Consider the following 6540-nt stretch of genomic DNA (forward strand, 5'->3'; position numbering starts at 1 on the left):
TCACGCCATATTAATCCAGCTAACCTTCTTCTATCGTCACCCCTCTCCAGAAAGCAACGTAGTTCTGAATATTGCTGGCGGTTTCTGAGGCCGCAGGATAATACCAAGCCGCATCGCGATTGGTGGCTCCCTCTACTTCAATGTCGTAATAGCTGGCTGTACCTTTCCATCCACAGACGGTGTGGGTATCGCTTGGTTTGAAGTACTCCGAGCGTATGGCGGAAGGAGGAAAGTAATGGTTTCCTTCTAGTATGATAGTGTTCTGACTTTCGGCAATGACTGCGCCATTCCATATAGCTTTCATAGTCTCTCTCCTGATTGTCTATCGATTGTTATAATTTTTGTTCGCATCCCGCGTTTCAATACCGACAGAACTGCATGCGCGAGCCCAGTATAGATATACGGCCTCGCTGGGAAAAGGTATCAATTATTTTGTGAAGAAGGCGGGCTTCGATGCCCGAATTTAAATGCGACGTAAATGACAGCTAGACTCAACAGAAACCAGCCCACGCCCCAAAGCATGCCTGAGCCGCCATAAGCCTCCCCAAGCATCACTGCGTCGGACCGCAGGTGAGAGCGTTCAATCGTATCGCTGTATATGTCCAATGGCGCGTATAACATGCTGGTGACGCCGATCACTCGCAGCACAGCGTCATTAAACGACATCGGCAGCCAGATCGCGCTCGCTATCATGGCTCCCCCCGTAGCGAGCGCAAACCCCAACGCAAAGACATCTCTTATCCACCAGGCTGCTATCGCTAATAAAGACAGGCCAAGAATGAACATCAGGGCACGATCAAGTCGGCTTAGCAGAGCCGTCAGATAAATCAGTACGCCCCAAATCAACGACCCAAGATAGCCGGCGGACAACGTTAGAAACCGGTTACCGCCGCGGGATAGCACATGTCCACCCTGGTCAACGGAGATAACCATTTCCACCACTTCCCCTCCCGTCGCCACCGTCATAATGGCGTGCGAGGCCTCATGAAAGAATACCACCAGTAATTTAAGAGGAATCAATACCGGATAGGGCCAAAGCACCACAACCAAAAGAATAACGCCAATAAGAGGAAGGTATGCTTTGGCCAAAATAGACTCCTTTATCGCATTCAGGCTGGAATACTGGAAACGGCGCTATGGACGCCTTTCGGGCTATCCGCCAATTATATTCGGCCGTTATCTTACCTGAAAAACTAGGCTACAGTGTCATACTCCATAATTTCATAAGAGTCGCTCAGGCCTATCGCTGGCGTTCCGTATCCCGCCAGATGCCAGAAGCGGGGAAACCACCCCTGGAAGGCGTTTGTCGTAGGGAACCAAAACTCGCCAAAGTTGGGATCAAAAAAGGTGACATCCGTATCGCTCCAAGCTGCGACTGCGTGAGCAAAATTAGGCCCGGCGATACCTATCATTTTGTATGACTTGGCGCTGGATGTAATAGCCCGCCCAATGTCAGCGGAAAAGTCCCTACGACGCCCCCCACGAGTGCCAGTCGATCCTCGCGACATGCCCTTGAACCAGCTTGGACCACTGGAAATATGCTTACGTCTGGTCACACCTTTAGATTGCAACCAACGCTCTGTCGCATAAGTTTGGTCTTCTCTGCCGCTGCCTGGCTGGCCCACGAGCGCTCCGGAATTCATCGTGCTCCCGATAATAAACATCTGCATAATCTGGCGGACTTTATTAGGATCGATATCTCCACCAGCGCGGCTTATCCAACCCGCCAAAGAGGTCGCCTCACCGGAACGAGCATATTTCTCTGCATTGGCGTGCACTTCCAACCACTTCGCCGCCAGCATCTCGCATATTCCGCCACTGGATTCCGGGTTGGTAAGAATTAAGCTTCTTACTGGGTTCTTCACCTGAGAAAAGCGCCAAGTGCAATGACCGCCAGCGGCTGTTGCGGAGTTCTGCACTCCCTCCACACGCAAAGACAAGATATTGTGGGCTAACCAATCGAACATAACGGGCATTTTACGTACTCCTAAATACAACTAAATCTCGTAAATAACGCACTTTCCCCAGGTATTAAGGGGTGAAACTGAAAGCGCAAAACTGTAGTCGCGACTGATGTAGATACTAATTCAGATCGACCGCCGGCTTGTATCTGGGAAAGCGCGCACAAACCACCTTTGCATTCCTAGACTTTAGTCCAACTCTTCACAGTGGGTCTGACCAAGCAAGGTTGGACCAGCGATATCCGATCAAGTTCCCAAGGAGCTGTTATATTTAATAATACGCCCCCTCTTCATCCGTTTATTGCACAGGTGATGTTATGGACCCCAGGGAAGTGAAATCCGCCGAAGACGCACACACGCTTATCGAAGACTCCATGTTCAAGCACATAAAAGTTGGCGTATTTGATATTGATGGCGTCATGCGCGGCAAATACATGTCGCGAGACAAATTTTTATCCGCGCTGAACAAAGGATTTGGCTTCTGTGATGTTGTCCTGGGCTGGGACGTAAAAGATCAGCTTTATGACAATGTCGCCTACACTGGCTGGCATACTGGCTACCCTGACGCGCAAGTGCGTATTGTCCCCTCCAGTTGCCGTACATTGCCTCTTGAAAGCGGCGGCGTATTTTTCCTCGCTGAATTTGCTGATAAAGCAGAAGCAATCTGCCCACGCGGCCTGCTCAAAAGAGTGGTCGCGAAAGCGAGAGACATGGGGTTGGAAGTTGATTGCGGTTTTGAATATGAATTCTTTGTTTTTGAAGAGACGCCTCACAGTATTCGAGAGAAATCTTTCCAAGGCCTCACTCCCATAGCGCCGTCAGAATTCGGTTATTCCGTCATCCGCAACAGTGTGGAGTCAGATACCTATTTGAGCCTGCTGCAATTGGCGGATGATATGGACTTTCCTCTTGAGGGCCTTCACGAGGAAACCGGCCCCGGCGTCCTTGAAGCGGCGATTACCCACGATGAAGCAATTAACGCCGCCGATAAAGCGGCATTATTTAAAACGTTCACCAAAGTTGCGCTGCAAAAGCAGGGTAAGATGGCCACCTTCATGGCCAAGTGGTCTAAAGACTACCCAGGACAAAGTGGTCACATACATTTATCGTTAAAAGACGATAACGGGCTGAACCTTTTTTATGATGGAGAAAGAGAAGCCAACATGAGCGCCACGATGCGCCATTTCATTGCAGGCCAACAAAAGCTGATGCCTGAACTGATGGCGATGATTGCTCCTACGGTTAATTCTTATCGAAGACTCATTCCTGGGTTTTGGGCTCCTACAGAAGCCAGCGTTGGCATAGATAACAGAACCTGCGCTATCCGAGTTATTCCTGGAGACGTACAGTCCCAACGTTTGGAATATCGAATTGGCGCCGCCGACGCCAATCCCTATATTATCCTCGCAGCCGTCATCGCATCGGGTTTGTGGGGAATGGAAAACAAACTTGAACCTGAATGTATGGTGGAGGGCAACGCCTACGATCAGACTTTTCCTGAGCATTTACAGCTTCCATCGACTTTATGGGACGCGGCGCAACGTCTGAAAAACTGCCAGATGGCCAGAGACTTCTTTGGTTCCCCTTTTGTCGAACACTTTGCAGCGACTCGCGAGTGGGAGGAGCGGGAGTACAGGAAATATATTTCAATGTGGGAGCTGGAACGCTACTTCGAGATAATCTGAGTATAAACGTCAGCTAAGGGAGAAGAAGTTTGTAGATGCCTGGATCGGAGGAAAAGGTTCTTCCTCCGATCCAGGATCATCAAAGCTAGCCGCGACTAAATATTATTTAGCGCGCTTTCTAGCTACCAGACCAACCAGGCCCAAACCCAACAGTGCGAAAGTAGTGGGTTCAGGTACAGAGTGAACAGAGATTTTCCACTCTTCAGTTTCGCCCTGGTAGTAGTGACCAGTTGGAGTCATGCGATCTTCATAGCTACCAGTGTATTTAGTTTTCCACTGGTCATTCCAAGTACCACCGTACATGTTGGTGATGGAGTGGCTGCAGGTTACGATAGAGCGCAACCAGAAATCGCCTACGTCAGCGTTCGTCAGCGTGTACTCGCTTGAGAAGAAAGAGAAGTCAGGGTTGGTAGGCGCTTGCCAAATTCCCAGCACCGGCTCGAAATCAGTCAGTTTGTGCTCGCCGTATGCAATTTCGTCGCTAGCGTCGAATACGCCATTTTGATCCCAGTCAATCCAGGCCTTCATCAGGTCGGCGTAGTGAGTACCCACGTTTTTCTTGTGTACGCTGAATTTGAATTGAACAGTTTGGCCAACAGTCAGATCGTTACGACCCCAGCTTGCGCCGCCGTCAGTAGTCCAGGAAACGCCGTAGGAATCGCCATTAGGCGCATCAGCCAGCTCTTGCCACGCAGTTGTGTCGTGAGTAGCTGTGCCGTAAGAAGCAGGAATAGCGTATGCGCTGGCCGCGCCCAGCATTAATGGAAGGCTTGCTAGAAATGCGAGTTTCTTCATGATGTCCTCTGAACAAATGTCGGTTAAATTAATTTAGCGTAAATGCTAGTTTTTATAGTGAAGAGTCGTGCCCTTATTGTCCCCGTTACACAGCAAACCACATGCCAACTTTTAGATCTTTGATTTATAAGGACAATGCTTTTTTGTCGTACTGGGTATGTAAAAATAATGGACTATTTGCTGAAACTAGTGCATACCGCACCGACACTCTAACGTACAAAGAAACCGGGAAATCATTTCCTTTACTCCTATCTCTCCATAGACCTCCCAAATTCAAATAGGAAACGTTCCACAAGATTTGCAAAACCCCGCGACATCCCCCAGTAATTTGCAATAATTAAAGCTGAGCAGAGGGAAATTTATTGCGACGACAAGCATAGGGAAGCAACTACCATGAGAATCATTTCACCCATTGACGGATCATTAGTGGCGGAAAGGGAACCAGCCACGGACACGCAAATCCACGCAGCGCTCGAACGCGCACTCACCGCCCAAAGAATCTGGCGCACAGTCTCCATCGCAGAGCGCGCACGCTACTGCCGTCTCGCCATTGCCACACTGGCGGCGCAAGCACAGGAGATCGCTCCAGAGATTACACTCTTGATGGGCCGTCCCGTGCGAGAGACGCCTCAGGAAATCAATGAAGCGGAAGTCTGCGCTGAGTACATGATTGATATCGCCGAAAGATATCTTGAAGACCTAATAACGCAACCAAAAACCGGCTTTCGCCGTTATATGAGACGCGAGCCTCTGGGCATAGTATTGTGTGTCGCCCCCTGGAATCACCCATACCTGGCCGCGGCCAATGCGATTATTCCTGCGCTCATGGCCGGCAACTGCGTTATTCTCAAACATTCCATACAGACGTTATTGTGTGCGGAGCGGTTCTCTCACATTTTTTTTGAGGCAGGGCTCCCAGACGGCGTATTTCAGCATTTGCACGTCAACGACGCAGATACATTACGCTTGATCAGCGACCACCGAATAAGCCATGTCTCTTTTATGGGCTCCAGTGCGAAAGGCGTCGCCATTGAACGCGCCGCCGCTGGAACATTCAAAAAGCTAACCCTAGAGTTAGGCGGCAACAATCCTGCTTATGTTTTCTCCGATGCGTCATTGCGTATATGCGCCACCGGTATCGCTAATGGCGCACTATTCAATTGTGGGCAATCCAATCGCGCCATTAACCGGATTTACGCTCACGAGGACATCTATGATGAAATATTAGACGCCCTGGTTGCAGAAGTTAAACGCTACAAACTGGCGAACCCGATGGACCCCTCCACAACATTAGGGCCAATGGCGAACCAGCAAAAAGCCATGGAGGCCAAAACACAACTGGACGCGGCTATCGCCCAGGGCGCAACGCCTTGCATTGAGCACACTCACTACTCTGACGCAAGCCTCGGCCCCGCCTACCTCCCGCCACAAGTGTTAACGAATGTCGATCATTCCATGGCGTTGATGACAAGTGAAACACTCGGTCCAATTATGGGCGTCATGAAGGTGAAGGATGACGCTGAAGCCATCCACTACATGAACGACAGCCTCTACGGATTGAGGGCCTCACTGTGGACCCAGGACGCCGCCCGCGCCCGGGCAATTGGGGAGCAACTACAGACTGGCGCGGTGCTGATGAATCAAAGCACTCAAATTGACCCCACCCTGGCCTGGGGAGGCGTTAAGCAATCTGGATGCGGCTCACTGTTATCGGAACTTGCCTACACGCAACTCACCCAAGCCAAATCTTACTATTTGCGTATGGCTTAGCCTGATAGATAACTTCTTTTCGTTTCAGGGGTGTTCAGATTATAAAATCAAGCGGCGGCTGAGCCGTCGCGCCTTTACACCCTATTGTCACTTTGCGATAGCGCCGATAATTTGAAAAATTCATTTGTACACCTGTGGAGCTCTGCCCGCCCATGAATATTCTGCGACTGGAAAATACGCTTACTAATCCGAAACAAAGTAGGCGAACACAGAAATAGACTATATTCAAGCATGTCATGGACCCGACTTTAGATAAAGAGAGTGGATGCTATGCCCTCAAATGATGGAAGAAAGCTTGATCATAAAACACTAGAAATCATTCGCATTCG

6 protein-coding genes are annotated in these 6540 nt (G+C 49.8%); 2 read left to right on the plus strand and 4 right to left on the minus strand.

Annotated features, from left to right (window positions below; translation table 11 throughout):
* Positions 1-19 precede the first annotated feature (19 nt).
* The 3 genes from KP814_RS25335 to KP814_RS25345 all read right to left on the minus strand — a co-directional run bounded on the left by KP814_RS25335 (position 20) and on the right by KP814_RS25345 (position 1976).
* A complete protein-coding gene (locus tag KP814_RS25335; RefSeq protein ID WP_216739396.1) occupies positions 20-304 on the minus strand; it encodes a DUF427 domain-containing protein in 285 nt (94 codons plus the stop codon).
* Positions 305-423: 119 nt separating this feature from the next.
* A complete protein-coding gene (locus KP814_RS25340; protein WP_216739397.1) occupies positions 424-1089 on the minus strand; it encodes a M50 family metallopeptidase in 666 nt (221 codons plus the stop codon).
* Between the two features lie 104 nt (positions 1090-1193).
* Entirely contained in the window at positions 1194-1976 is a 783-nt protein-coding gene (locus tag KP814_RS25345) for a YopT-type cysteine protease domain-containing protein (RefSeq protein WP_216739398.1), read from the minus strand.
* A gap of 302 nt (positions 1977-2278) precedes the next feature.
* On the opposite strand from KP814_RS25345, the gene KP814_RS25350 reads away from it, so the two are divergent.
* Positions 2279-3646, plus strand: a complete 1368-nt coding sequence (locus KP814_RS25350) for a glutamine synthetase family protein (protein WP_216739399.1) — start codon at positions 2279-2281, stop codon at positions 3644-3646.
* Positions 3647-3748: 102 nt separating this feature from the next.
* Here KP814_RS25350 and KP814_RS25355 read toward each other — a convergent pair whose 3' ends face one another.
* A complete protein-coding gene (locus KP814_RS25355; protein WP_216739400.1) occupies positions 3749-4441 on the minus strand; it encodes a PEP-CTERM sorting domain-containing protein in 693 nt (230 codons plus the stop codon).
* 393 nt (positions 4442-4834) lie between these two features.
* Between KP814_RS25355 and KP814_RS25360 the strand changes: the two genes are divergently transcribed.
* On the plus strand, positions 4835-6211 hold the full coding sequence (locus KP814_RS25360) for an aldehyde dehydrogenase family protein (RefSeq protein WP_216739401.1): 1377 nt from the start codon (positions 4835-4837) through the stop codon (positions 6209-6211).
* Positions 6212-6540 lie beyond the last annotated feature (329 nt).

The organism is Hahella sp. HN01 (genome assembly GCF_018986435.1).
Lineage (GTDB): Bacteria > Pseudomonadota > Gammaproteobacteria > Pseudomonadales > Oleiphilaceae > Hahella.